Genomic DNA, 22,307 nt, shown 5'->3' with positions numbered 1-22,307 from the left:
TGGGGCATTGATTATTAATTCTTATCCCTCATCTCCCTCATCTCCCTCATCTCCCTCATCTTCCTCATCTCCCTCATCTCCCTCATCTCCCTCATCTCCCTCATCTTCCCCAGTCCCCAGTCCCCAGTCCCCAGTCCCCAATCCCTTCATCACACGTAACGAATACCAGCATCTCTCATCCGTTGAATTCCTTCTCGCAATCGTTCATCAGAGATAGTTAAAGCAATTCGGATAAAGCCTTCTCCAAATGCACCGTAACCACTACCAGGAGGAACAAGGATGCCACATTTGTCAAGTAGCAAATTCACAAATTCTGCTGAGGAATATCCTTGAGGAACAGGTGTCCAGACGTAAAGAGTAGCTTTAGGAGGCTGCATTGGCCAACCTAGAGATTGCAGTCCACTAACAATAATGTCGCGGCGATTTTGGTAAACCGACATGATGGCTTGGAGTTCTGCCTCTGTGGTATTAGAATAAGCTGCGATCGCTGCTTGTTGAATTGCCTTAAACACTCCGGAATCAACGTTAGTTTTTACCTGGGCTAAGCCTTGAATACCGATGGCATTACCAACAACAAAACCCACTCGCCAACCCGTCATATTGTACGATTTAGACAGACTGTGAAATTCGATCGCTACATCTTTAGCACCGGGAATTTGCAGCACACTAGGAGGTTTGTAGCCATCGTATGCCATTTCTGAGTAAGCGTGATCGTGACACAGCAAAATATCATACTGCTTGCAGAAACCTACCAATTCTTCAAAAAACTCTAATGTTGCCAATGCCCCAGTGGGATTATTGGGATAATTAATCCACAACAGTTTTGCCTTGTGAGCTACTTCTTCAGGTATATTACTCAAATCAGGCAAAAAACCGTTTTCTGCCTTCAGGGGCATAGTAAAAAACTCACCACCAGCGAAGATCGTGGAAGTCCGATACACAGGATAGCCAGGATCTGGTATTAATGTATAGTCTCCTGGTTCCACAAACGCTAAGAAAGTATTATGAATTGCTTCTTTAGAACCAATTGAAGAAACAATTTCTGTATCAGGGTTCAACCCCGTCACCCCAAACCGATTTTCCATCCACTTAGCCGCCGTCTCCCGGAATTCCTTCGTACCTTGATAAGGCGGATAGTTGTGCATCGAAGCATCCTCAATCGCCTCATGCATTACCTGGAGAATATGATTAGGAGTCGGTTTATCTGGATCGCCAATAGCCATATTGATGATATCAACTCCCTTCGCAACGAGTTCATTCTGTTTATGGGTAATTTCAGCAAACAGATAGGGAGGAATTTTTTCTAGGCGTTTAGCGAACTGCATGGCGATTATCAGGAATGCACAATGTACATGGTCATTACCACAGTTTACGCCACCTTATGATTTAAATAATCAATCTCATAGAAAAATAAAAACAATGATATCGCCCTTTATTACCTGCGCTGCCTTTGAATAAGTTACACAGGTAGGGACGCCTCTACAAGAATCTATCTTCATCTGTGGTGAATTGTTTTTTCTGTTCCTTACCGACGCAGGAACCGCTATATCTCTGATTGCTCCAGCCTTAATTAAATTCACTTAGTATAGCTCTTAACCTCTATATCCAAAGAATTAGGATTAATATCCCAGGCTAGAAACCAACTGAATTCGACCAGCATCCATCTCTGCCATTAATAATTCTAAAGCTTCGTAATCAACGTCAGAAATGTAACCTAGTTGCGTGAGTTCTGAGTTGATTTCATTTTCTATCTCAGGAGTTAGTTTTTTAATATCAAGAGCTTTTTCTACCAATTTACGAATAGCGTACCTAGTTCTCATAACTAATAATCCAACTCTATATTGACATTAATTATTCCAGATAAATCTAAGTATAAAAAGCGATCAAATACTAATTGACTAGTGATTTAGATCACAGTTTAAGTTAGTTAGATAATAATTTTCTCAGACTTTGACCAATGTCAACAGTAACCGTAAAGTGCGGGATTTAACTTACCGTTAAGACTTGGCTAAATTAGCTTAAGTTATAGACTAGGCAAGTTTCCTCAGGAAAGTTACGGATAATTTCTTTGCTCTACCACTGTCTTATGTTGATTGTTTTTGAACTGAGATAAAAAAAAAGTATATAAGAACACATTTGAAACTGGAATTATGACAATCTTTAAACAGACATACTAAAGCAATAAAGATTCAGCAAAGAAACCTAAGACATATGGTCGATGCAACAAAAAAAAGTTTATGTTCAAATAATTCTTACCTTGACGCTTCAATAACTCTCATAGGATGTAACCATGCAAGCAGTGCTTCAGTATCCCAAAATTGCGGTTATTCAACCCCAAGGCTGTTTGAATGCTGCAAACGCCTTGGAATTTGAACGAGATCTGACCACAGGACTCACAAAAAATGATATTTCCATTTTGGTAGTAGATCTAGCGGCAGTAGAATCATTAGACAGTGCAGGTTTGATGGCATTGTTATCTGCACACAAACTAGCTCTGGGTTTAAACAGGAGTTTCCGACTTTGCAATGTTGCTCCCTCAGTTCAAATTATTTTTGAACTGACGCAACTCGATAGAGTTTTTGAAATTTTGGAAAGCGAAGCTGACTTGTCTGCAACATAAATTTATATAAAACCTATGTAAAACGAGCAAAGTTCAGGTAAGGAGCAGACTTTATGTAAAGGAGTTATAAGTTGCAACGAGAAACTTTGTTGGAAAACCTAATTCAATGCTAAGGTTAGGCTTGAGTAACTGTAATTAAGGTAGCTCGAAGATAGCATAGTGGCTGTTGCAGTTGAAAAATTAATAACATCGGATATTTTAAAACCAGGGCGTTACTTGGGTAACGAACGCTTAGCAGTACACAAACCTTGGGATACGACAACAATACGCTGGGTCTTAACCTACCCAGAAGTCTATGAAGTCGGTGCATCGAATTTAGGGCACATCATTCTGTATAACATTTTGAATGCCCAAAAGAGCCAATTGTGCGATCGCGCCTACTTGCCAGGACAAGATCTATCAGCCAAACTACGGGAAACTAATACACCGTTGTTTGCGGTAGAGTCAAAGCGATCGCTCACAGAATTCGACATTTTAGGCTTTAGCCTCAGTTACGAACTGGGTGCAACTAATATCCTAGAAATGTTGGATTTAGCAGGGATTCCCCTGACTTGGCGGGAGAGAAGAGACACGGAGACAGGGGGACACGGGGACGCGGAGAATAAAGAAAATATCGCCGCGTCCCCCCATCCTCGCGTCCCCGCGTCCTCCTCTTACCCGTTAATTTTTGCTGGGGGACAAACAGCAACATCAAATCCTGAGCCTTACGCTGACTTCTTCGACTTTTTCGCCCTTGGAGATGGAGAAGAACTACTGCCAGAAATTGGTTTGGTTTTGGAAGAAGGCAAACAAGCCGGTTTGAGTCGGGAAGATTTGTTACTAGACTTGGCACAGATACCAGGGGTATATGTCCCCCAGTTCTACGACATGGCAGACGATGGCTCAGTTCATCCCCTGCGCCCAGACGTGCCAAAACAAATTCTGCGAAGAGTTGCAACCCCGATACCAGCATATTCCATTGGACTAGTTCCCTACGTAGAAACAGTACATGACCGCTTGACCATTGAAATTCGGCGTGGCTGCACTCGTGGTTGTCGCTTCTGCCAACCAGGAATGCTAACCCGACCAGCACGAGATGTAGAACCAGATAAAGTGGTAGAAGCGATTGAACAGGGTATGCGGGCGACTGGTTACAACGAGTTTTCCTTGCTTTCCTTAAGTTGTTCTGATTATTTATCCTTACCAGCGGTGGGGATGGAAATTAAAAATCGCTTAAAAAATGAAAACATTTCTTTGACTCTACCCAGCCAACGGGTAGACAGATTTGATGAAAATATTGCTAACATCCTTGGAGGTACCCGACAAGGCGGACTAACCTTTGCTCCAGAAGCTGGAACTCAGCGGATGCGAGACATTGTGAATAAGGGCTTGACCAATGAAGAACTCTTGCGGGGAGTCAAAACCGCTTGGGAGCAAGGCTGGGATAAAATTAAGCTATATTTTATGATTGGCTTGCCAGGTGAGACAGATGCTGATGTCTTGGGCATTGCTGAAACGGTGAGTTGGTTACAGCGGGAATGTCGGGGCAAAGGCAGAAAACCCTTAAACTTTAATTTGACAATTTCTAACTTTACCCCCAAGCCGCATACCCCATTTCAGTGGCACTCAGTTTCTACCAGTGAATTTCGGCGCAAACAAAACCTGCTGCGCCAAGAATTCCGCCGGATAAAGGGAGCAAAGGCAAATTTTACCGATGTCCGGATTTCGGCAATGGAAGATTTTATTGGACGAGGCGATCGCAGTTTGGGCAAAGTAGTGCGCCGCGCCTGGGAATTGGGTGCAGGCATGGATTCCTGGTATGACAATTTAGATCGAGCTTTTACTGCTTGGGGAGATGCGATCGCCCAAGCCGGTCTAGATTGGAAATACCGCCAAATCGAAAACGGTGAATGGAATCTCTTCCCAAAAGAGGAGCAGAGCGGAGAATTCCTAACTCCCCACTCCCCACTTTGTACAGACGCGATTAATCGCGTCTGTACTCACTCCCTCGATACTCCCCTACCTTGGGATCATATTGATACCGGGATTGACAAAAAGTGGCTCAAAGAAGACTTGGAACGCGCTCTAGCATCTGCAATTGTACCCGACTGCTCTTTTGAAGGTTGTTCTCACTGCGGCGTTTGTGGCACTGATTTTGGGCACAATATCGTCATTGAACCACCTGCTGTGCCAAAATTCGCTGGTGAGTTTGTCCCCAACACTGCTAAGACACAACGAATACGAGTTTCGTTTGGTAAAGAAGGTAACATGGCTTTAGTGAGCCATCTGGATTTAATCCGTTTGTTTGACCGAGTTGTACGGCGAGCAGGCTTGCCAATTGCTTTCACTGGTGGGTTTCATCCAATGCCGCGAATTTCTCTAGCTACTGCTTTGGCTTTAGGAGCTACTAGCAGTGGTGAAATTGCGGATTTCGAGCTAACAATGTCAGTGCCAGTTGATACTTTTAAAGAACAGCTAGTTCAGGAAATGCCCACAGACATACCCATATATGATGTGGCGCAAATCGATTTAAAAGCGAAAGCAGCTAGCCAACTCTTGGAGTCCGCAGAGTATTTGATAAATGTGGCAACACCAAAAGAAGTGACGCCTGCACAATGGGAAAACTGGATTGATACCATCAAAGCCAAAGACGAACTCTGGTACGAGCAAACAACCAAGTCAGGCAAAAGTCAGTTAATAAATCTGCGCGATCGCTTGTTTGAACTGGAATTGGTAAAAACCCACAATAGCACAGCAGAATCTATATCTGTTATCCGTTATGTAGGTAGTTATCGCCAAGATGGTTGGCTGTTGCGTCCGGAACAAATCTTGTTTATGTTAGAGGCAGTAGCTAATGTAGAATTTCAAATCCTACACATTCACCGCAATCGGCTAATTTTAGGGGTATAATCCCTCTATGACAACTTGCTAGTAGTTGTCATAAGATAACAAATCATAGGAATTGATTTTTAGCAAGGTTGCGTTAGAATGGGATGAAGAGAAATTTTCTGGCGCTGCATTGAATTAGCTGGTTCACTACCCTCGCATTCAGGGGGCGAAAGCAAAGATATTAGAGTGCAACTTCTAGGATTTTATCCCAGACAAACTGAGGCAGATTAAAGAACACACACTCTCTCTATAGCTACCTTGTGAATCAGTAACGAACAGCAGGCTCGGTTAGGTTCTCTAACTCCATGCTTTTTAAACAACTGCTGAATGTCTAATCCACGGTACTGCCCAAGAGCCAGTGCGTTACTCTTGTAGAGTTGTACTCCGAAAGGAGAACTCGCTATGAAAGCAACTGCCGACTTCTAGACGCCCACAGACGCGCAAAGCCAAAGCGCAGCTTAGCGTCGGCTAGGGCAACTTCAAACAGAGTAGCAACTGGTGTTGCTGAATATAACCCTAAGGATAAATCTGGGGAATGGAAAATAGAAGTAGTTTTTTTTTGTTAACGACTTCAGTAGGTTACTCTCAAATCAGACATCCTGAGTTAAAAGTTGACTCAGGATTTAGTACTTTCAACTCACAACTCTCTTTCAAAGAGGGTATTGCATCACAAATCAACCACGGACGGTTGATTTAATTGCTTAAACAATATGAATATGCAGCCGTTCTGGAATAATCAAGCGTGTGAAAGCTCTTAAGAGTACCAATAGACCTTTAACTGACTGAGAAGCTCAGGTTGACTTGCAATTTTCAATTTTAGATTTTGCGAAAAGTTGAGCCATTCTTCAAAGCGGGTTTCCCGACTTGTGTGTAGACGCCCTGAGGGCGGCTTCTCGTAGAGTACTGGCGTTGAGATAAGGCTTCCTTAGATCAAAGCTTTTCAAGACAGATTTCGGATTGTTTTTTTTTCGTTCATGCCCTGCCCTTGTAGCTGGAACAAATCTCAAACGATCAATCTCAAATTCTTAAGCCTCTTACCCTCGTGGTCTGTTTCAATCCAAAAGGCCCTCGCGGACATGGCGGAAGCTAGCTATCGCAAATCTAAAATCCAAAATTGCTTGACGATTGTTATTACCAGTAGCGTCTTTTTATTAGGCTTACAGGAATGAAGGTATAAGATCAAACTGTATTAACACTGAGAATGAAAGCTGACGCAAAGACGCGTCAAAAGACATCTAGATCCAAGGAGTTTTCATTTATTAAGTAATTAACCGGAATGATACAAAAAACCTCTAAACCTGTTAGTGCTGCCAATTTTTGAGGAAATTGAATGCCAAAACAAATTATTATCGCGGAGCAGCACCAAATTGCTGCGGTTTTTTCTGAAGATCAGATACAGGAACTAGTTGTTGCTACGGGTCATCATCAAATAGGTGATATCTACTTAGGAGTAGTAGAAAATGTACTACCTGGGATAGATGCGGCTTTTGTTAATATTGGCGATCCAGAGCGTAACGGGTTTATTCACGTCACCGACTTGGGGCCATTAAAGCTAAAGCGTACCGCAGCGGCAATTACAGAACTATTAGCACCACAGCAGAAAGTGTTGGTGCAAGTGATGAAAGAGCCAACGGGGACGAAAGGACCGAGGCTTACGGGTAATATCACCTTACCCGGACGCTATGTGGTACTGATGCCCTATGGCAGAGGCGTAAATTTATCCCGACGGATTAAAAGTGAAAGCGAGCGCAACCGCTTGCGGGCACTAGCGATTTTGGTTAAACCGGCGGGAATGGGTTTGCTGGTGCGTACAGAAGCCGAAGGCAAACCAGAAGAAGCGATTATGGAAGATTTAGAGGTGCTGCAAAAGCAGTGGGAGGCAATCCAGCAGGAAGCCCATTCCACCCGCGCCCCAGCACTTCTCAACCGGGATGATGATTTTATTCAGCGTGTATTGCGAGATATGTACGGCGCGGATGTAAATCGGATTGTTGTGGATTCCAGTACTGGTTTGAAGCGAGTCAAGCAGTATTTACAGAATTGGAGTGGAGGTCAAACACCCCAAGGATTGTTAATCGATCATCATCGCGATCGCTCGCCAATTTTAGAATACTTCCGGATCAATGCCGCCATTCGAGAAGCTCTGAAACCAAGGGTAGACCTACCTTCTGGAGGTTACATCATCATTCAGCCAACTGAGGCATTAACAGTAATTGATGTTAACTCAGGTTCCTTTACGCGATCGGCAACAGCTAGAGAAACAGTTTTGTGGACAAACTGCGAAGCTGCAACAGAAATTGCTCGCCAGTTGCGTTTACGAAATATTGCTGGGGTGATTGTCGTTGATTTTATTGATATGGAATCGCGGCGTGACCAACTACAAGTTCTCGAACACTTTAATAAAGCACTTAAAGCAGACAAAGCTCGTCCCCAGATTGCTCAACTAACTGAACTGGGTTTGGTAGAACTGACTCGCAAGCGTCAGGGTCAAAATATTTACGAATTGTTTGGTGAAACTTGCCCCACCTGTGGCGGTTTAGGACATACCGTGCGTCTACCTGGAGAAATCGAAAACCGATTCCCCACACCAGCAGAATCACCAGAGCGTGAGCGTATTGTTTCTCCTCTGCCTCATAGAGAACCGCGTCAGCCATCTGCCCGCATCCCAGAACCACGAGAAACCTATGATGGATTTGGGGAACCATTCGATGGTGACTCGGAATTGAGTAATCTCAATTTGATCAATCATCCTAGTTATCAAGAACTTAACGATAATAAACGTCGTACCCGCACTCGTCGCAGTCGGATTGGTGGTGTCAACGGATTAAATGGGAAAGATGAAACCCGGACTGGTATTAATCCACTGGCTTTTGTCAACGAGCCAGACTTAGACCTTGATGCTGAACCAGAACTAGGAGTAACACCAGAAATTCCCTCGCCTACCCTTGGTAAACCAGGTTGGAGTGAAAGAATAGAGCGCACTAAAATTACCAAGGCAGAGCCAGTCAAACCAGTGGTAGAACCACCGGAAATTAGGACTGTAGAAATGACACTCCAAGAACAGGATATTTTTGCCTTAATGGGAATCTCTCCCTTGGTGAAATTAGACCAAGAAGTTAAAAATTCCAAGTCTGTGATTATTAACGTGATTCAGCCCGGTCAACTGCCAACGATACCAACTGAATCAATCCCTGAATCAGCTACTGTTCAAAGAGCAACATCTGAACTTACCCCAAGCAGAATACCGATACCGAAAGTTATTGAGCCAGAAAAAAAACCCTCAATCCCAGAGATCATCCAAGAGACAACTGAACCATCAGGGTTTACTGACAGCCCTTCAGCACCCTTGACCAACGCAGATGAAAGTGATGCCAATAGCACCGCTACTGCCAACCGTCGCCGCCGCCGTCGTTCTTCAGCGATCGAGGACAATTAATTTGCCTTATGGTAGAAACACAGCAAACTGCTGCTATTTCTTCGCCAGCACCTCTGGAAAAATCCAGTTGGCTGGAGTTTTCTACCTTGTCAGGGATTCCAGGGCTAGTTGCAGGTGTCGATGAAGTAGGGCGAGGCGCTTTATTTGGCCCTGTGGTGGCCGCAGCCGTGATCCTGCCAGATTCTGCTTTGCCAAAACTAATGGCAGCTAAAATTAAAGACAGTAAAAAATTGTCTAGTCAAAGGAGAACTCAGCTAGCACAGCAAATTTGTGGGCTGGCTGTAGATTGGAAAATTGGGTTTGCTTCCACTGCGGAAATTGACAAGATCAATATTTTGCAAGGGACGCTGTTAGCAATGAAGCGGGCTGTACTGAAGTTAAAGGTACAGCCTGTACTCTGCTTAATTGATGGCAATCAGTCAATCAAAGACTTACTAGTGCCCCAACAAACAATAGTCAAAGGAGACGAGCGATCGCTTGCTATTGCCTCTGCCAGTATTGTGGCCAAAGTTTGGCGTGACGACCTGATAATGCGCTTAGCATTAAAATACCCGATGTACAACTTGGAGTGTAACAAGGGTTATGGTAGCCAGCAGCACTTGCTGGCTCTGCAAGAATACGGTCCATCGCCCCTACATCGCAAGTCTTTTCGTCCTTGTCAAATCAAAGTATTGAATACTGATTGACTCAATTTTGGATTTTAGATTTTGGATTTTAGATTTGTTCCACGTAGCTTGGTTCTCACGGAGCGAGTATAAATTCACTGGCTCTCAGACCTTTTTAAATTTTAGATTTTAAATTATTCAATTCCATTATCCAAAATTTAAAATCTAAAATTCGGTAGTGATGCAATAATTACTCTGGATTCAGCATTGGTAATTCAACACTCTCGGCGTCAAGTCGTTGGTTTTTCGTTTGTGATATCACCCAGTAGCGATAATCTGCCAACAGTTGATGTAATAATCGTTGCTTGACCGTCAACAGCACGCTTTTAAGCAAACCATTGCCGGTAGCTTCTAAAATTGGCTTGGGAGTCAAGGAAAATGGCGGTGGCAAATCTATCTGTACTTCTAAATCAGCTCTTCCTTGCAGGCGAGTACCAGTGGTTTGCTCTTTGGGAGATAAATACCCTTTTAAATTGAGAGCAAACCGCTGGTTAATATACTCGAAACCCAGAATTTCACAGCCTAGCGATCGCAAATAAATTATGCCATTTGATTCTGCCCAAACTCTCATGTCTACAGTCGGTTGAATACTCAATGACATAAAAGTTAGCGGACGCATTTTCAAGCGGAATACCTCTTCAGAAACCTGCTGAATTCGGCTATTGTCAACTAAAGCTTTAACAAGGCGTTGAGGTTGACGCAAATAGTGCTGAATGGGAATAGGCTCCTCTGGAACAGCGATTTCAACCGATTGGGAGGCAGTAAACCGGGTAGCCATGAGCGAATAAAAGTATTTGTTTCTTAATTTTAATATTTTTTAACAACTTATATCTGACTACAGAAAATTAGCAACTTTATTTATTCTCAAAATTATAGTTGCTGATGAGGTATACATCATCAGCGAAAAGTTGGTACGCTCATTAGTATCTTCTCTTAAACATAGTCTAAATTTGAAATTCAACATTGACAAAAAAGTAAAATTATGTAGTAAAAAATAGCATCAGCTAATACAATTTATCTTCAATCTTCAGAGAAATTTGGGGAAAAGCTGCCCGCAAATCTGACTGGTGGAGGACTGGTATGCATAACTTATTTACTTAAATTCAGAATTCGATTTATTTGTATATGGATAAAACTCTTTTCTACAAATCCTTCCCAATCCCTAATCCCAGCGAAACTATCAACTCAAGGCTAAACGCATGACTATATCGATTGCACATTTAGGGCCAGCCGGCACTTACTCAGAACAAGCAGCTGTTTTTTATGTCAACTGGCTGGGCAAAAGTACGGGAGTTGAAACTATGTTATGCCCCTATGCCAGCATCTCCCAATCACTACACGCCGTTGCTGATAGTCAAGCCCAGTTGGCTGTTGTGCCAGTGGAAAATTCTATTGAAGGGAGTGTGACCATGACACTAGATACACTGTGGCAGTTGGATAGTTTGCGAATTCAGTTGGCCTTGATATTACCTATTACCCATACCTTAATTTCCTGTGCGAATAGCTTAGATAGCATTCAAACTGTTTACTCTCATCCCCAAGCTTTGGCACAATGTCAGGGATGGTTAGAGCGATTTCTCCCAAGGGTACAAATTATTGCCAACAATTCTACAACCGCAGCACTGGAGCTATTAGAACAAGATCCGACGATAGCAGCTATCGCCTCTAGTAGAGCAGCTCAACTCTACAACCTGCCCATACTTGCCAGTGGTATTAACGACTATCCAGAAAACTTTACCCGCTTTTGGGTAGTAAGTCAGGGCGAAGTAAAAGCTGGATCTCAGGGTTCAAAAACAGGTGCTACTCACACATCCTTAGCTTTTAGTGTACCTGCCAACGTACCAGGAGCGTTGGTCAAACCTTTGCAAATCTTTGCTCAGCTAGGAATTAACCTCAGCCGGATTGAATCTCGTCCGACGAAGCGATCGCTAGGAGAATATTTGTTTTACATTGATGTAGAAGCAGACGCCAACGAAACACAAATGGAATCTGCTTTAGCAGAATTAAGTATCCACACAGAGATTCTCAAAATTTTGGGCACTTACAATGTTTTACCAGTGAGCGCTCTTTAGCAATTCGTCATTAGTCCTTTGCCTAAAGCAAATGACTAATAATTCCTTGATGGTACAAGACAGGGGGATTGATCCTTAGGGTCAATCCAAAATCCAAAATCTAAAATCCAAAATTGTCTGACTGATAACTGCTCATGATTTCTCATTAAATGTGTCTTTCAGAACAGCCCGAGCTGCCAAGTGATTACGAGTAGAAGTTAAAATTTCTGCTTCCCGCTCTAGGCGAGTTGCAGTATCTTGCATTTCTAGCAATAACTGCTGTTCTGCGGCCACACCATAGAGATTACTTGCTACCCAATAAGATAGTTCTATTGGGAGGTCAGGCAAATCTTCTGGCAACTCAATATTTTGTTCCGTTAATTTGGCTGAGAGGCGGACAACATCCCGCAGTAGTTGTTCTACTTCTGAAGACAGAGGTCGCAAATCTTTAGTTGGTGGGTGGTCTTCAATCCACTCTACTAAACCAACACGGTATGGCTTTTCACGAACGTATTCTAATACACGAAATCTTTGCTGCCCCAAAGTCAACATTTTCATCCGATCATCTGGCAGACGCTGATGATGAACGATTTCGGCACAGCATCCTGTGTTTGCAATTGTACCTTTAACTGGATCGAACATCAAAACACCGAACCTGCGATCGCTCTGCAAAATCGTGTTCATCATGATTCGGTAGCGAAATTCAAAGATGTGCAGGGGCAATGGTCTGGTAGGAAACAGAACTACTTCGGGTAACGGGAACAGAGGTAGTTCGCGAACTGCAATTTTAGAAGATGATGTCATTGTTACCTTGGTATAAACTTAATCTTTAAAATTTATTTTTCTCTGCTTTTCCCGTACTTTGTCTACATTCTATCATTTGTTTTGTGGCTAAATAAAAAGCCCTGAGATATATTTCTTCAGGGCAAGGTAAATATTCATACTAATATCATTTGTCCTCTCTTACAAAGTTATGATCTAAGGAAGCCTTAGCTCAGACTTTGCGTTTTGTCAGTTGTCCTTTATTTATTGACAAATGACAAATGATTAATTAAAGTTTGACTTCGATATCAACACCCGATGGTAAATCCAATTTCATCAGGGCATCAATGGTTTTAGAAGATGGCTGGTAGATGTCAATAATCCGGCGATGAGTACGGGTTTCAAAGTGTTCCCGTGAATCTTTATCTACGTGAGGCGATCGCAGCACACAGTAGATTCGGCGTTTTGTTGGTAGAGGAATTGGACCGATTGCTGTAGCATTGGTGCGGTTAGCTGTGTCTACAATCTTCTCGCAAGATGTATCTAATAAACGTCGGTCAAAAGCTTGTAAGCGAATTCTAATTTTCTGCTGCTGTAGAGTTGCCATCTTTAATTGTCCAGGTTCTGCGTAAAAGGGGGAGTAGTGAGTGGGGAGTGGTGAGTGGGGAGTGTCTTTTTTCGCTACTTCCCACTCCCTTTAATTCAAGGAAGAGAAAGGAGCAGAGAGGCATCATACCATCTCTGCTCCTTTGTTATGAGCAAAAAGGTGCTATTTGAGAATTTTGGAGACGACACCAGCACCAATGGTGCGGCCACCTTCACGAATAGCGAAGCGCATTCCTTGTTCAATAGCGATCGCGTTGATCAATTCTACTGTCATCTTGATGCGATCGCCTGGCATCACCATTTCTGCCTCGCTGCCATCATCGGAGGTGAAAGTTTTGATGGTACCGGTTACATCGGTTGTCCGGACGTAGAACTGAGGGCGGTAGCCAGCAAAAAATGGAGTCTTACGACCACCTTCTTTTTCGGTTAAGACATACACTTCACCTTCAAATTGAGTGTGAGGTGTAATCGAACCAGGTTTGGCGATTACCATACCCCGTTCAATATCAGCCTTTTGGATACCCCGAAGTAGTACGCCTGCGTTATCCCCAGCCATACCTTGGTCAAGACTCTTCTTGAACATCTCAATACCAGTTACGGTAGTGGCGCGAGTATCTCTAATACCCACTAGTTCAACGTTATCGCCGACCTTAACTACACCCCGCTCAATCCGACCTGTGGCAACAGTACCACGACCTGTGATTGAGAACACGTCTTCTACAGCCATCAGGAAGGGCTTATCAACATCCCGCTCAGGGGTGGGGATATAAGAATCTACAGCATCCATGAGTTCATAGATTTTGTCTACCCAGGGATTTTCTCCTCGTTGGGTCTTGGGGTTCTTGGTCATTGCTTCTAGGGCTTGCAGACCAGAGCCTTTGATAATGGGGATATCATCGCCAGGGAAATCGTAGCTAGAAAGCAGTTCCCGCAGTTCTAGTTCCACTAGTTCCAGCAGTTCTGGGTCATCCATCAAGTCTTCTTTGTTTAAGAAGACTACCAGACTGGGAACCCCAACCTGTTTTGCCAGCAGAATGTGTTCGCGGGTTTGGGGCATAGGTCCATCGGTAGCAGCAACTACGAGAATGCCACCATCCATCTGGGCTGCACCGGTGATCATGTTTTTTACATAGTCAGCGTGTCCGGGACAGTCCACGTGAGCATAGTGCCGACTTGCGGTTTCATACTCAACGTGAGCGGTATTGATGGTAATACCCCGTGCCTTTTCTTCTGGTGCGTTATCGATTTGGTCGTAGCCCTTAGCTACAGCCTGACCCATAGCTGCCAAGGTCATGGTGATGGCTGCTGTCAAGGTAGTTTTACCGTGGTCAACGTGGCCAACTGTACCGATATTAATGTGGGGTTTCGTTCTTTCAAACTTTGCGCGTGCCATGAATCCTCGTTTCCTTTTTTAATTAAGCGTTCCCTTTGCTTTTTGCAATGATAGTTTCAGCTACGCTGCGAGGCACCTCTTCGTAGTGGCTGAACTCCATCGTGAAGATACCCCGACCTTGGGTCTTCGACCGGATATCAGTGGCGTAGCCGAACATGGTCGCCAGTGGAACTTTGGATGCCACCTTAGCGAGTCCCTGTTCAGTGCTTTGGCTTTCAATCTGCCCCCGGCGGGAGATGAGGTCGCCAATGACGTTCCCGATAAAGTCTTCAGGAACTTCCACTTCAACTTTCATCATAGGCTCTAATAGTACTGGTGAAGCTTTAAGCACAGCTTCTTTCATTGCCATTGAGCCAGCGATTTTGAAAGCCATTTCCGAAGAGTCTACATCGTGGTATGACCCATCAATTAGCGTCGCTTTGACATCAATCAACGGATATCCAGCCAGAACACCGGATTCGCAGCTTTCTTTCATTCCTTGTTCTGCTGGGCCGATGTATTCTTTAGGCACACTACCGCCAACAATTTTAGAAACAAATTCAAAACCAGTACCAGGTTCTCCAGGCTCCAAATCGATCACAACATGACCGTATTGACCTTTACCACCACTTTGGCGGATGAATTTGCCCTCGATTTTGTTCACAGCTTTCCGAATTGTTTCTCGGTAAGCTACTTGTGGTGCGCCAACATTCGCTTCCACCTTGAATTCTCGTAACATCCGGTCTACTAGAATTTCGAGGTGTAGTTCTCCCATCCCTGCGATCACGGTTTGGTTTGTTTCCGGATCGACGTTGACACGGAAGGTAGGGTCTTCTTCCGAGAGAGATTGCAGAGCCTTGGATAATTTATCCATGTCATTCTTGGTTTTGGGTTCAACCGCTACCGAGATCACAGGCTCAGGAATGAATAGGGATTCCAAAATTACTGGTGAAGCATCATCACAGATGGTGTCACCTGTCAAGGTATCTTTCAATCCCAAGGCAGCTCCCAAATCACCCGCTCGCAGTTCATCGACATCTTGTCGATCGTCTGCCTTCATCAGAACTAAGCGGGAAATCCGTTCTTTTTTATTCTTAGTAGCGTTGAGGACGTAGCTACCCTTTTTCAGCACACCAGAATAAACGCGAACAAATGTTAGGCGACCGTAAGGGTCAGCCATAATCTTGAATGCTAAAGCCGCTAGGGGTTCGTTGTCATCAGCCCGCCGCTCAACAGTATCACCATTGGGCAGTATGCCTTGAATTGCCGGTACTTCACTTGGTGCTGGCAGGTAATCGACAACGGCATCCAGCATCAACTGTACACCTTTGTTTTTAAATGCCGAGCCACAAAGTACTGGTACGATTGTGCCAGCAATTGTGCCTTTACGCAGAGCAGCAGCAATTTCGTCTGCTGTAAGTTCTTCGCCATCGAAGTACTTAGACATCAGAGTATCATCTGTTTCTGCCACTGCTTCTACTAGCTTGGTGCGGTATTCTTCTACCTGCGCTTGCATCTCGGCTGGGATATCGGTCTCTTGGATATCAGTTCCTTGATCGTTTGCGTAAATATACGCGCACTGCTTTACGAGGTCAACAATACCTTGGAAGTCGTTTTCGCTACCAATTGGTAGTTGAATAGCGATCGCATTTGCCCGCAGGCGATCGCGCATTTGCTCGTGAACTTTATAAAAGTTCGCTCCTGTGCGATCCATCTTGTTGATGAAGGCGATCCGAGGAACTTTATAGCGGTCTGCTTGTCGCCACACTGTCTCAGACTGCGGTTGCACACCACCCACAGAACAAAATACCGCGATTACACCATCCAACACGCGCATGGAACGCTCAACTTCAATTGTGAAGTCTACGTGACCTGGAGTATCGATAATGTTAATTTGATGATCTTTCCAGCTGGTACTAATAGCAGCAGCAGTGATGGTAATTCCCCGCTCCCGCTCCTGCTCCATCCAGTCTGTGACGGCAGTTCCTTCATGAACTTCGCCAATCTTATGAATTATCCCAGAGTAAAACAATATTCTCTCTGTTGTTGTTGTTTTGCCCGCATCTATATGCGCCGCAATACCGATGTTGCGTACTTTCTCTAGCGGGATCGTGCGTGCCACAATTACCTCCTATAGTTTTTGCCTCATGATATCTTGTATATTACTCTTTGTTAAGATTCTATACTTTTACGGAAAACCGTCTTTTTTGTAAATCCACGATATACCGCTTCAGAAATGCGATATATCGTTTTTCTACCTAGTAACGATAATGTGCAAATGCTTTATTCGCTTCCGCCATCCGGTGCGTTTCTTCGCGTTTGCGAATGGCGTTTCCTGTTTCATTGGCTGCGTCCATTAACTCATTTGCCAGTTTGCTGGCCATTGTGCGCCCTGGTCTAGATCTAGAAAATTGCACCAGCCAACGCAGTGCTAGGGTAGTACCCCGCTCCGAACGCACTTCCATTGGTACTTGGTAGGTTGCTCCGCCGACTCGCCGAGCCTTGACTTCTACTAGAGGCGTAGCATTCCGCACTGCTCTTTCAAAAGTTTCGAGGGCATTATTGCCAGTGCGTTCCTCAATGGTTTTTAATGCATCATAGACAATTCTGGCGGCAAGCGATTTCTTGCCATGACGCATGATCCGCCTGATAATCATGCTCACAAGGCGACTGTTATATACGGAGTCAGACGGAACTGGGCGCCTTTGAATAACACCACGACGAGACATACTTCACCTTTAATTCGGATTTGGCAACGAAATTATATGCTATCAGACACCGGAAACTAAAAGCGGTGGAACCCAACCCTCAGACTTCCTCAATTTTTTTCGAGCGTTGCACGTGCGAATCTGGGATTTTGCGAAAAGTTTGAGCGCCGACTTTTGGCTTAGAGCGCTTTGCAACTTGCCGTAGGGCATCAAAGCTTTTCAAGACGGATTTTAGATTTTGGATTAAAAATTTTTGTTGATATGCCCCTAAACTTGTGGTCAAAACAAATCAAAAATCAAGAGTCTGTAAATCTCATCCCTTTGGGGATTCGATAAATTAAATCCAAAATCGCAAATCTAAAATTGTTTGACTTGCTACGTGCAACCAGATACTCAAGACGACAAGATTCTAAACCTTAATGTCCGGATGAGAATTCTGTTGTTTTGACAAGATTCTCCTCAGAAATTCTACACTTGCTCGCTGAGTGTAGGGTGTAGCTTGCTTGATTGCTTCAAACAAATACAACAGTCTTCATAACTGCTGCTAGAACATAGGTACTGATCGTTTTTTGTCCCTGAGCGTTTCTAGGGTGGACGATTAATCGTGTTTTAATGCGATTAATCGCCTAGTCCTATTTTTTAGCTTCTTTTGGACGCTTGGTTCCATACTTGGAACGGCCTTGTTTGCGGTCTTTGACTCCGGCTGTATCTAAGGTGCCACGGATGATGTGGTATCTCACGCCTGGTAAGTCCTTAACCCGACCGCCACGAATCATTACAACTGAGTGTTCTTGTAAGTTGTGACCAATCCCTGGAATGTAAGCTGTAACTTCAAACCCAGAGGTGAGTCTTACCCTTGCTACTTTGCGTAGAGCTGAGTTAGGCTTTTTTGGTGTGGTCGTGTATACTCTGGTACAAACTCCCCGGCGTTGGGGGCATTGTTTCAGAGCTGGGGACTTGGTTTTCTGACGCGCTTGTTCGCGTTCGTTACGTATTAGCTGCTGTATTGTTGGCATGAGTTACAGCGCGTAAAGCTGCTTATGGTCTAAGTTTTAACAAATCCTGATTATATCGTTTTTTAAGGGTTTATGTCAATTGTCATTTGTCTTTAGTGTTATTGGCATAATGATTAGTGACCTATGGAGAAGGAATTGCCACAGGTACAGGTAGCGATCGCCTGGGGGTTATGGAAGCGAAAACCACCACCCATTAAGTCTTCTGAATAATCTACTGTCAACCCGTTGAGTTGATTTAAACTTTCGGCATCTATAAGTACTTGAATCTCGTCGAAGTCAAAAAGGCGATCGCCAACTTTTATTGCTTCATCGAAGGACATATCATAAAATAACCCGGAACAGCCACCTGGTTTTACTGCTAATCGAAACAAGACATTTGGCTGTTGCTTGGACTTGATTCGGACAATTTCACTCGCGGCTGCTTGACTCAGATGAATCATGAAATTCGTTTGTGCAATTAAATAACCTATCTTAATTCTACAGAGCGGTTGACCAATGCTCTCTATTCAGATGCTGCGTGAAGTTTATTTCTACGTAAAGGTAGATTTGGACTCCATAATTTATACAGCAAAATTTCAATTCCAAAGGACGAATGAATATTTTTATTGACTTTTGATTTTTGATAAATATTTTTGTCTCCAGTTAGCGAGGAATTTTGTTTTAGAGGGTTGGGAGGGTCTAGCTATTTGCTTTATCTAGATGGAATGGCCAATTTTAGCTTTACCTAATGTTCGTCTGACAGGGCGATCGCTCTTAACTACATACTACTACATTTAATATGACTAACAAGGTTTAGTCCCCACCTCAACTAGGTAGGGACTTCTGGTGTGCAGTAGCTACTAAAGACAGTTTGCACAAAAGCCTATTCAGTTTTCGGGTTAGAGCTTTTATCTGGTTGTTTTGGTTTTAATCCTTGGTACGAGCATAATCGTCTTGGTAGCGAATAATATCATCTTCACCCAAGTATTCGCCATTTTGCACCTCAATCAACACCAAAGGAATCACACCAGGATTCTCTAAACGATGAGCTGTACATTGAGGTACATAGGTTGACTCATTATTGCTCAGTAATACTTCTTGCTCACCGCAAACTACCCTAGCTGTACCAGAGACGACAATCCAGTGTTCACTGCGGTGATGATGCATTTGTAAACTCAGGCGGTGTCCAGGCTTAACTTCAATACGCTTGATTTTGTATCCGCGTCCTTCTTCCAATACTGTAAAAGCACCCCAAGGACGTAACTCAGTTGCAGCAACACCTTTGGAACTAATAGCTGGAGGTAGATGTAGAGTGTCAGTCTGTACAGTTTCTTGATATCGAGCCATAGTTACCTCATTTGGAGACATAACAAACCGTGGGTACTCTTAGAACTATTGATGAAAAAATTTGGCGCTATCTTGCAACCTTGAAAATCAGGAATTTTCTAGCACCTTGCTAAAGATAACAAAACTAAACGTTATGGTGTAAACCATTACTATTAAAACTTTTAGGTCTACATTAAGTCTTCATCAAGCAAAAGGGCAGCTTGTTGTAAACTTTAAAAAGGGACTGGGGACTGGGGAGATGAGGGGAATAACGAATGCCCAATGCACAGTCCTCAATCCCTAATCCCCAATCGCCAATTTCTTATTTTTGCAGGAAAATACCAATGCCATTGTGGACACGAGCAGCGGTACTGGGGAAACGGTCAAGTAGTTGTCCTCCTAAGTAAAGGCTGGTAGAACTACCACCGTCCAAATTTAGAGCGTCCACACACCCCATCTGTTGCATTATTTGGGCATGTTCTGCCAATGTAGGGCCATAACCGCCGACACGATTATGAGTGGCAGTAATCATCAGTGTGCCTGTTGGTGTTGTGCAAATACCGCTACGAATAGCTTTTTCTGCAATAAAGGCGTTGCTGAATTTTTCGGCTTTGGCATCAAGGACAATTTGACGATTTTGGATTAATAGCGGTCCTGCTCCGATAATGTGGGGATAACGACTAAAATCAGCGGGAGCAGTAGCGCTGGAAATACTGAGTGCGGTACCAATAGGTAATTGTGAGGCACTAGCAGTAGCGCTGGCGCGTAACGTTAGCAGGTAGCCATCCTGGGGAATAGGAATCGCCTGCTCACCAACTTTGCCGCCTGGTAATTGATTAGTAATTTGGTCTTTCTGTACCACCAGGATAACTTCGTTGTCGGTTAGAGGTGTGTAAGTTGCTCCCCAAGCACGGGTATAACGAGCAATACCACTCTGGACGTACCCACTATTAAGAAAGAGAATTGGTAAGCGCTGGTTATTTGCAGTGATTAAAGTTTCTTCTAAGGTGAGGCGGCCAAAGTAAAATTGACCAGAATCATTCCAGGCGATCGCTCCTCGGTTGAGAATAGGCCCTGATAACCACTGACCATCTCGGCGAATCGCACCCAAGGGCAATCTATTATTACGGTTAAAATAACCACCATTAATTCCAGCTACTGCTAAGTAGCGTTGTGCTGTTTGGATTAAGGGAGCAGTACCTATAAGTGTATCAGGGCTAACCCACATCGGTTTCAACGTTAGCCCAACTCTCCGGGGATTAACTTCTAACCAAACCACTGGAAAGCGTTCTGTGCCTAAATTCATATAATGCTGTCGCCAGCGCAATCCCGGTGCCCAAGTAATATCCCGCTCTTCTAGAGGATCGGATCGAATATCGATAATCAGGCGATGGGGGTCTGCTACAGTACTAACTTGAGGCGATAGGCCAAAGGGAACACTCAGACGAATAATGGTTTGGTTTTTCACCACTTCCACTTTTTGAATTAGTGGTTCTGGATCTGGTAATACTGGTGGTGTTGCTGGCGATAATTGTTTGAGTATATCTGGTAATGATGTTGGTGGTGCTGTTGGTGGTGGCTGGGGAGTATAGCGTTCTATTAAAACGGGATCGGCTATTGCATCCAGGGTAACTGTCCACTCTCGATTCGCTGGTGTAGTCGATTTGGGTGGTGGTGTGTCTGGATCGAGGGATGGAGTCGGAATTGTTTTAACAGTTGATCCTTGTGCAACTTGCCAGGGAGTTGGACGATTTAAATCGACAAGAATTCGAGTTGGTTGCAAGGAAGTAACACTTGCGTCTGAAGGTTGCTGGCTTTGAACAATGTTTGTGACTTGTGCTTTCGGGGTGGCGATCGCTAAGGTGTTACCATTGGCTTGGATCTGCCATCCAGCTGTTTGAGCAAAATTAGTAATATCCAGATAGCGATATCCCTTTAGTAAGGTAGTGCTTAAAACTAATGGGTTGCTCACCGAAGAAAACCACTGTATTGGTTGCCTAGTCCAGTTGCTACTGTTTAAAAAATTTACTCCAAATAATTGCCGGAATGCGCCGTCACTGAGATGAGTCGTGATTTGACCAGATTTTCCAGTCCGCTGCAACCAAGTTCCTGGTAAGGTACGCCCATTGAGGGATATTTGATTACCAACAGAAGGCGATCGCACCGCGGGTATTGGAGATGTCGGTGACTGTGAAATTAACCTTGGTATTGGTTTACTATTTTTAGGGGACTCCTGGGCGTTACCATAGGTAGTAGCTAAGCACACCGCTATCAAAACTATTGGTGACACACTAGCTCGGATAAACCTACTATTCCCAATCAGTGAAATAACACTGGAGTATTGTTGTTGGCAACAATTCGGCATTTTTACCATAATTTACTAGGTATTTTTCAAAACTATCACCCAAGGTATAAACTAACTAATTATTTGCAAATATCAAAAACATCATTTATTTGGCGGAAAAACATGATAATGTATATATTGGATTGTTATCTCTTTTAAAAAGAAACAGCAATTTAGCCGCCTAAGCGACTGTAACCAAGTGTTGTAACTGGCACTAATACCAATCACACCATACACGGTAGTCTTAGTTATCAAAACTGGATTAAGATATTCAATCCTCACTGCTAGTTGCAACTCTTCCTACTTCAGTGGAGTGTAATTACTAGTGAGAGAGGTGGCAACTGGATCAAGAGGAATTTTTGGGAATTGTCAAATGAGTATATATTGTAATACGCTGATTTTATTGCCGTATCGGGATAATTTTGATTTTCAAACCTAGCGCAGCTTTCTGTTTTAATTATGTTTTAGGTAAGCCAAGACAGGCTCTATGAATAAGTAGTGTGCATCTGGAACAAGGGAATTGAGAAAAGACTTAGCTTCACAATATAAAAAAG

At 43.7% G+C, this 22,307-nt stretch carries 18 protein-coding genes; 5 read left to right on the top strand and 13 right to left on the bottom strand.

Translation table 11 applies throughout. The features are described from left to right. Positions 1-21: 21 nt before the first annotated feature. From IQ276_RS40285 to IQ276_RS20745, 3 genes are all read right to left on the bottom strand, one after another. Positions 22-153 carry a hypothetical protein gene (locus IQ276_RS40285; protein WP_255264343.1) on the bottom strand — a complete coding sequence of 44 codons (132 nt, stop codon included), beginning with the start codon at positions 151-153 and terminating at the stop codon, positions 22-24. After that, complete coding sequence (locus IQ276_RS20750; RefSeq protein ID WP_193925856.1) at positions 150-1,325, bottom strand: LL-diaminopimelate aminotransferase; 1,176 nt, start codon at positions 1,323-1,325, stop codon at positions 150-152. The genes IQ276_RS40285 and IQ276_RS20750 overlap by 4 nt, the downstream gene beginning before the upstream one ends. 294 nt (positions 1,326-1,619) lie before the next feature. Next, positions 1,620-1,820, bottom strand: coding sequence for a hypothetical protein (locus IQ276_RS20745; protein ID WP_073641182.1), 201 nt, complete (start codon positions 1,818-1,820; stop codon positions 1,620-1,622). A gap of 470 nt (positions 1,821-2,290) precedes the next feature. On the opposite strand from IQ276_RS20745, the gene IQ276_RS20740 reads away from it, so the two are divergent. From IQ276_RS20740 to IQ276_RS20725, 4 genes are all read left to right on the top strand, one after another. After that, positions 2,291-2,620, top strand: coding sequence for an STAS domain-containing protein (locus IQ276_RS20740; protein ID WP_190881477.1), 330 nt, complete (start codon positions 2,291-2,293; stop codon positions 2,618-2,620). Positions 2,621-2,779: 159 nt separating this feature from the next. Then, entirely contained in the window at positions 2,780-5,509 is a 2,730-nt protein-coding gene (locus tag IQ276_RS20735; RefSeq protein WP_193913857.1) for a TIGR03936 family radical SAM-associated protein, read from the top strand. A gap of 1,309 nt (positions 5,510-6,818) precedes the next feature. Beyond that, positions 6,819-8,924, top strand: a complete 2,106-nt coding sequence (rne, locus tag IQ276_RS20730; protein ID WP_193913835.1) for a ribonuclease E — start codon at positions 6,819-6,821, stop codon at positions 8,922-8,924. Positions 8,925-8,932: 8 nt separating this feature from the next. Next, positions 8,933-9,610 carry a ribonuclease HII gene (locus IQ276_RS20725; protein ID WP_190881480.1) on the top strand — a complete coding sequence of 226 codons (678 nt, stop codon included), beginning with the start codon at positions 8,933-8,935 and terminating at the stop codon, positions 9,608-9,610. 169 nt (positions 9,611-9,779) lie between these two features. Here the strand turns inward: IQ276_RS20725 and IQ276_RS20720 are convergent, their stop codons facing one another. Next, complete coding sequence (locus tag IQ276_RS20720; protein WP_193913833.1) at positions 9,780-10,367, bottom strand: DUF1997 domain-containing protein; 588 nt, start codon at positions 10,365-10,367, stop codon at positions 9,780-9,782. Between the two features lie 421 nt (positions 10,368-10,788). On the opposite strand from IQ276_RS20720, the gene pheA reads away from it, so the two are divergent. Further along, positions 10,789-11,661 carry a prephenate dehydratase gene (gene pheA, locus IQ276_RS20715; RefSeq protein WP_193913831.1) on the top strand — a complete coding sequence of 291 codons (873 nt, stop codon included), beginning with the start codon at positions 10,789-10,791 and terminating at the stop codon, positions 11,659-11,661. 132 nt (positions 11,662-11,793) lie between these two features. Here pheA and IQ276_RS20710 read toward each other — a convergent pair whose 3' ends face one another. The 9 genes from IQ276_RS20710 to IQ276_RS20670 all read right to left on the bottom strand — a co-directional run bounded on the left by IQ276_RS20710 (position 11,794) and on the right by IQ276_RS20670 (position 21,783). Beyond that, positions 11,794-12,444 carry an LON peptidase substrate-binding domain-containing protein gene (locus tag IQ276_RS20710; protein WP_193913829.1) on the bottom strand — a complete coding sequence of 217 codons (651 nt, stop codon included), beginning with the start codon at positions 12,442-12,444 and terminating at the stop codon, positions 11,794-11,796. Positions 12,445-12,691: 247 nt separating this feature from the next. Next, positions 12,692-13,009: a 30S ribosomal protein S10 gene (gene rpsJ / locus IQ276_RS20705; RefSeq protein ID WP_008232935.1), complete on the bottom strand. Its 318-nt coding sequence runs from the start codon at positions 13,007-13,009 to the stop codon at positions 12,692-12,694. 162 nt (positions 13,010-13,171) lie between these two features. Then, complete coding sequence (tuf, locus tag IQ276_RS20700; protein ID WP_190881484.1) at positions 13,172-14,401, bottom strand: elongation factor Tu; 1,230 nt, start codon at positions 14,399-14,401, stop codon at positions 13,172-13,174. 22 nt (positions 14,402-14,423) lie between these two features. Then, positions 14,424-16,502, bottom strand: a complete 2,079-nt coding sequence (gene fusA / locus IQ276_RS20695) for an elongation factor G (protein ID WP_193913827.1) — start codon at positions 16,500-16,502, stop codon at positions 14,424-14,426. Between the two features lie 136 nt (positions 16,503-16,638). Further along, on the bottom strand, positions 16,639-17,109 hold the full coding sequence (gene rpsG / locus IQ276_RS20690) for a 30S ribosomal protein S7 (protein WP_073641192.1): 471 nt from the start codon (positions 17,107-17,109) through the stop codon (positions 16,639-16,641). A gap of 611 nt (positions 17,110-17,720) precedes the next feature. Further along, positions 17,721-18,104, bottom strand: a complete 384-nt coding sequence (rpsL, locus tag IQ276_RS20685) for a 30S ribosomal protein S12 (RefSeq protein WP_012410236.1) — start codon at positions 18,102-18,104, stop codon at positions 17,721-17,723. A 113-nt stretch (positions 18,105-18,217) separates the two neighbouring features. Next, positions 18,218-18,544, bottom strand: a complete 327-nt coding sequence (locus IQ276_RS20680; RefSeq protein WP_193913825.1) for a HesB/IscA family protein — start codon at positions 18,542-18,544, stop codon at positions 18,218-18,220. Positions 18,545-19,010: 466 nt separating this feature from the next. Beyond that, a complete protein-coding gene (locus IQ276_RS20675; RefSeq protein ID WP_073641194.1) occupies positions 19,011-19,430 on the bottom strand; it encodes a cupin domain-containing protein in 420 nt (139 codons plus the stop codon). A gap of 301 nt (positions 19,431-19,731) precedes the next feature. Then, positions 19,732-21,783, bottom strand: coding sequence for a phosphodiester glycosidase family protein (locus IQ276_RS20670; RefSeq protein WP_373690576.1), 2,052 nt, complete (start codon positions 21,781-21,783; stop codon positions 19,732-19,734). Positions 21,784-22,307 lie beyond the last annotated feature (524 nt).

It is taken from the genome of Desmonostoc muscorum LEGE 12446 (genome assembly GCF_015207005.2).
In the GTDB taxonomy this organism is placed as follows: domain Bacteria; phylum Cyanobacteriota; class Cyanobacteriia; order Cyanobacteriales; family Nostocaceae; genus Nostoc; species Nostoc muscorum.
This window is presented reverse-complemented; position numbering and strand designations above follow the sequence as displayed.

Excerpts from the sequence above, each read along its gene's own strand:
- IQ276_RS20750 (WP_193925856.1), bottom strand. The coding sequence starts at position 1,325 with ATGCAGTTCGCTAAACGCCTAGAAAAAATTCCTCCCTATCTGTTTGCT.
- IQ276_RS20670 (WP_373690576.1), bottom strand. The coding sequence starts at position 21,783 with ATGGTAAAAATGCCGAATTGTTGCCAACAACAATACTCCAGTGTTATT.
- IQ276_RS20725 (WP_190881480.1), top strand. The coding sequence starts at position 8,933 with ATGGTAGAAACACAGCAAACTGCTGCTATTTCTTCGCCAGCACCTCTG.
- tuf (WP_190881484.1), bottom strand. The coding sequence starts at position 14,401 with ATGGCACGCGCAAAGTTTGAAAGAACGAAACCCCACATTAATATCGGT.
- rpsG (WP_073641192.1), bottom strand. The coding sequence starts at position 17,109 with ATGTCTCGTCGTGGTGTTATTCAAAGGCGCCCAGTTCCGTCTGACTCC.
- IQ276_RS20710 (WP_193913829.1), bottom strand. The coding sequence starts at position 12,444 with ATGACATCATCTTCTAAAATTGCAGTTCGCGAACTACCTCTGTTCCCG.
- rpsJ (WP_008232935.1), bottom strand. The coding sequence starts at position 13,009 with ATGGCAACTCTACAGCAGCAGAAAATTAGAATTCGCTTACAAGCTTTT.
- IQ276_RS20720 (WP_193913833.1), bottom strand. The coding sequence starts at position 10,367 with ATGGCTACCCGGTTTACTGCCTCCCAATCGGTTGAAATCGCTGTTCCA.
- rne (WP_193913835.1), top strand. The coding sequence starts at position 6,819 with ATGCCAAAACAAATTATTATCGCGGAGCAGCACCAAATTGCTGCGGTT.
- IQ276_RS20745 (WP_073641182.1), bottom strand. The coding sequence starts at position 1,820 with ATGAGAACTAGGTACGCTATTCGTAAATTGGTAGAAAAAGCTCTTGAT.
- IQ276_RS20680 (WP_193913825.1), bottom strand. The coding sequence starts at position 18,544 with ATGATTCATCTGAGTCAAGCAGCCGCGAGTGAAATTGTCCGAATCAAG.
- pheA (WP_193913831.1), top strand. The coding sequence starts at position 10,789 with ATGACTATATCGATTGCACATTTAGGGCCAGCCGGCACTTACTCAGAA.
- IQ276_RS20675 (WP_073641194.1), bottom strand. The coding sequence starts at position 19,430 with ATGGCTCGATATCAAGAAACTGTACAGACTGACACTCTACATCTACCT.
- IQ276_RS20740 (WP_190881477.1), top strand. The coding sequence starts at position 2,291 with ATGCAAGCAGTGCTTCAGTATCCCAAAATTGCGGTTATTCAACCCCAA.
- rpsL (WP_012410236.1), bottom strand. The coding sequence starts at position 18,104 with ATGCCAACAATACAGCAGCTAATACGTAACGAACGCGAACAAGCGCGT.